General features: G+C 65.2%; 3 protein-coding genes and 1 pseudogene. All 4 read right to left on the bottom strand.

Annotation, left to right across the window (positions count from 1 at the left end; translation table 11 throughout):
* Window positions 1-54: 54 nt before the first annotated feature.
* Window positions 55-405, bottom strand: a complete 351-nt coding sequence (locus tag AYO52_RS15270) for an integrase core domain-containing protein (RefSeq protein ID WP_067719239.1) — start codon at window positions 403-405, stop codon at window positions 55-57.
* Window positions 386-1,762 carry an IS30 family transposase gene (locus tag AYO52_RS15265; protein ID WP_067719236.1) on the bottom strand — a complete coding sequence of 459 codons (1,377 nt, stop codon included), beginning with the start codon at window positions 1,760-1,762 and terminating at the stop codon, window positions 386-388. Before AYO52_RS15265 ends, AYO52_RS15270 begins: the two co-directional genes overlap by 20 nt.
* 33 nt (window positions 1,763-1,795) lie before the next feature.
* Window positions 1,796-2,365: an IS3 family transposase gene (locus AYO52_RS19020; protein WP_253702219.1), complete on the bottom strand. Its 570-nt coding sequence runs from the start codon at window positions 2,363-2,365 to the stop codon at window positions 1,796-1,798.
* A 103-nt stretch (window positions 2,366-2,468) separates the two neighbouring features.
* Window positions 2,469-2,714, bottom strand: a pseudogene (locus tag AYO52_RS19310) (transposase); the annotation flags it as partial.
* Window positions 2,715-2,795: the final 81 nt, after the last annotated feature.

Here is a 2,795-nt window from a genome sequence, read left to right as displayed (position 1 = left end):
AAGGTGAAGTCATCCAGACCAAACCTGTCAAGCCCCGGGTTTTGTAGAGGGTGGTTATCTGGCGTCGATGAGGTCGTCGACGGACTCTGGTGCCGGTTCGACCGCCGTGTGTTGTGCTTCGTACTCCGCCGGTGGGACGTAGCCGATCTCGCCGTGAATCCGGCGGTGGTTGAACCAGTCGATGTACTCGGCGACGGCGATCTCGAGGTCGTCGATTCCTCGCCACGGTCCCTTGTGGCGGTTGCGAATCAGCTCGGCCTTGAACAGGGAGTTGAACGCCTCGGCCATCGCGTTGTCATAGGAGTCGCCTCGTGAACCCACCGAGGCCACCAGGTCCTGTTCTTCGAGCCGTTCGGTGTAGCGCAGCGCTCGGTATTGGGTGAATTCAATCGGTCGTCGCAACACTTGACGTTTGTAGTGACTGTAGATGATCGTCAAGGGCTTCGGCGGGAGTTCGCCACCCAAGCGTCTTTCGTGGCCGTGTGTTGAGGGTGTGTGCGATGGCTGCAAGGTCTTCTGCGGTCCAGCGGGAGAGGTCGGTGCCCTTCGGGAAGTACTGGCGCAGCAATCCGTTCGTGTTCTCGTTAGAGCCCCGCTGCCAGGGGCTGCGGGGGTCGGCGAAGAACACCGGCAGACCGGTCTCAACGGTGAACTGGGCATGCGCCGACAGCTCTTTGCCGCGGTCCCACGTCAACGAGCGCAGGAGGTGCTCGGGTAGGTCGGTGATCGTCCTGGCCAGCGCCCGCGACATGCTCTCGGCGCCGTATCCGGACAACGCGGGCCCGTTCTTCACTCGTGGCGTTTGCCCGTAGCCCTCCTCGCGGGGCAGATGCACGAGCATGGTGAACCTCGTGGTGCGCTCAACAAGGGTGCCGATTGCGGAGCGGTTGAGGCCAATGATCAGATCGCCTTCCCAGTGCCCGGGCACGGCCCGGTCCTCGGCTTCGGCGGGGCGCTCACTGATCAGGACTCTGTCGTTCACGTGCGCCCACGTGGCCGAACGGGTGCGCTCGCGCGGCACCCGCAGAGCGCGGCCCGTGCGCAGGCAGGTCACGAGTTCCCGCTTGAGAGCACCTCGCCCTTGGATGTAAAGCGCCTGGTAGATGGCTTCGTGGGAGATGCGCATGGACTCATCTTCCGGGAAGTCGACCTTCAGGCGGTTGCTGATCTGCTCGGGGCTCCAGCCCTTGACCCACCGGCGATCGCCTCGATGCGGCTTGTTGCGGCCCGCCCATTTTGCTTCCTCCGGCCCGTCGACCGGGGCTCCGTCACTGTCGGTGATCCTGCCGGCCAGTCGGTCCTGGACGTACTCGCGCAGGGGCTCGTTGCCGACCAGCTTCGCCTCTTTGGGGCGGGCGGCGAAGATCTCCGATTTCCACTGCGCAACCGATGCCCGGTACTCGAGCTTGCCGCCGCGAGTGGCAGCGTTGCGGCGCAGTTCGCGCGAGATCGTCGACGGCGCGCGATCCAGTGTGCGGGCGATTTCACGTACCCCCTTACCCTCGGCGACCATCACCGCAATCTCTTCGCGCTCAAAGAAGGACAAGTACCGGGAGGACACATCCGTGGCCAGGTGTAGCGGCATGCCACCACGATGGCGGAACCACCGCGTGCCGACGGCACTCGACACGCCGACCGCCGCGGCGGCCTGCTCGCTGGTGACCCCCGTGGCGATCTGCTTCCAGAACAACCGCTCCACCTCACGACGGTGCGAGGGCCGGCCCGGCGACTTCAACGCCGACCTTCCCGTGAGCTCCTTCATCCATCCTGCAGGCCTACCCACAATCCACCTCCATTACCTGGGGTGTTGCGACGACCAGTTGAATCTGCCTTGCACGCCGCGGTCGCTGTGATGAATCAGTCCGCTGAGGTCGTCGCCGGTGTGGGTGCGCTGCCAGATCGCCATGTTCAGCGCGTCCAGGGCCAGATCGGTGTACAAGTTCTTGGACAGCTGCCACCCGACGACCATCCGCGAGTAGACGTCGATGATGAACGCCGCGTACACCCACCCGGCGTACGTGCGAATGTAGGTGATGTCGGCGACCCAAAGTTGATTCGGGCGCGCGGCGACGAACTTGCGTTCCACCAGGTCAGCGGGCCGCTCAGTCTCAGCCCTTGGCCGGGTGGTGCGCGGCCACTTGGCCCGCTGGACCCCTTTGAGGCCTTCGGCTCTCATGAGGCGTTCGACGGTGCAGCGGGCGACCTGGTGGCCGGCGCGGCCCAGCTCCTTCCACATCTTCCGGGCTCCGTACACGTGGTAGTTCTCCTCGTACATCGTGGTGATCGCGGCCGTCAGTTCGGCGTCGCGAACCGACCGCGCTGAGGGCGGCTGGGTCTTGGCGGCGTAGTAGGACGAAGGCGCGATCGCGGCGCTGGTCTCGGCCAGTGCGTCGCAGATCGGCTGNTGGACGGTCCAGCTCCGCAGCGAAAAAAGCCGACGCCTGCTTCAAAATCGTGTTCGCCCGCCGTAGCTCGCGGTTTTCCTTCTCCAGCTGGGCCAGGCGGGCGTCGCGATCAGCCGAGACCGACGAGGCGTCCTGGCCCTCGGCCTGGGCTTTGCGGACCCAGGTCCGTAGTGCTTCGCGGTGCACGCCGAGCTGCTCGGCGACACGCACGATCGCACCATGCGAGCGGTCGGGGTCGGACAGTGCTTCCAGCGCCATCCGCGTCGCGCGTTCACGAAGCTCATCCGGGTACTTGCGAGGTGCTCCCATATTCCCAATGATCCCTTCCCGGGTAATCGATGTCTCCATCAAACCCGGGGCGATGCAACCCGCCCTCCACAGCGGGCCTGG

This window comes from Dietzia sp. 111N12-1, assembly GCF_001658045.1.
GTDB classification, from domain to species: Bacteria; Actinomycetota; Actinomycetes; order Mycobacteriales; family Mycobacteriaceae; genus Dietzia; species Dietzia kunjamensis.
This window is presented reverse-complemented; position numbering and strand designations above follow the sequence as displayed.

Excerpts from the sequence above, each read along its gene's own strand:
- AYO52_RS15265 (WP_067719236.1), bottom strand. The coding sequence starts at position 1,762 with ATGAAGGAGCTCACGGGAAGGTCGGCGTTGAAGTCGCCGGGCCGGCCC.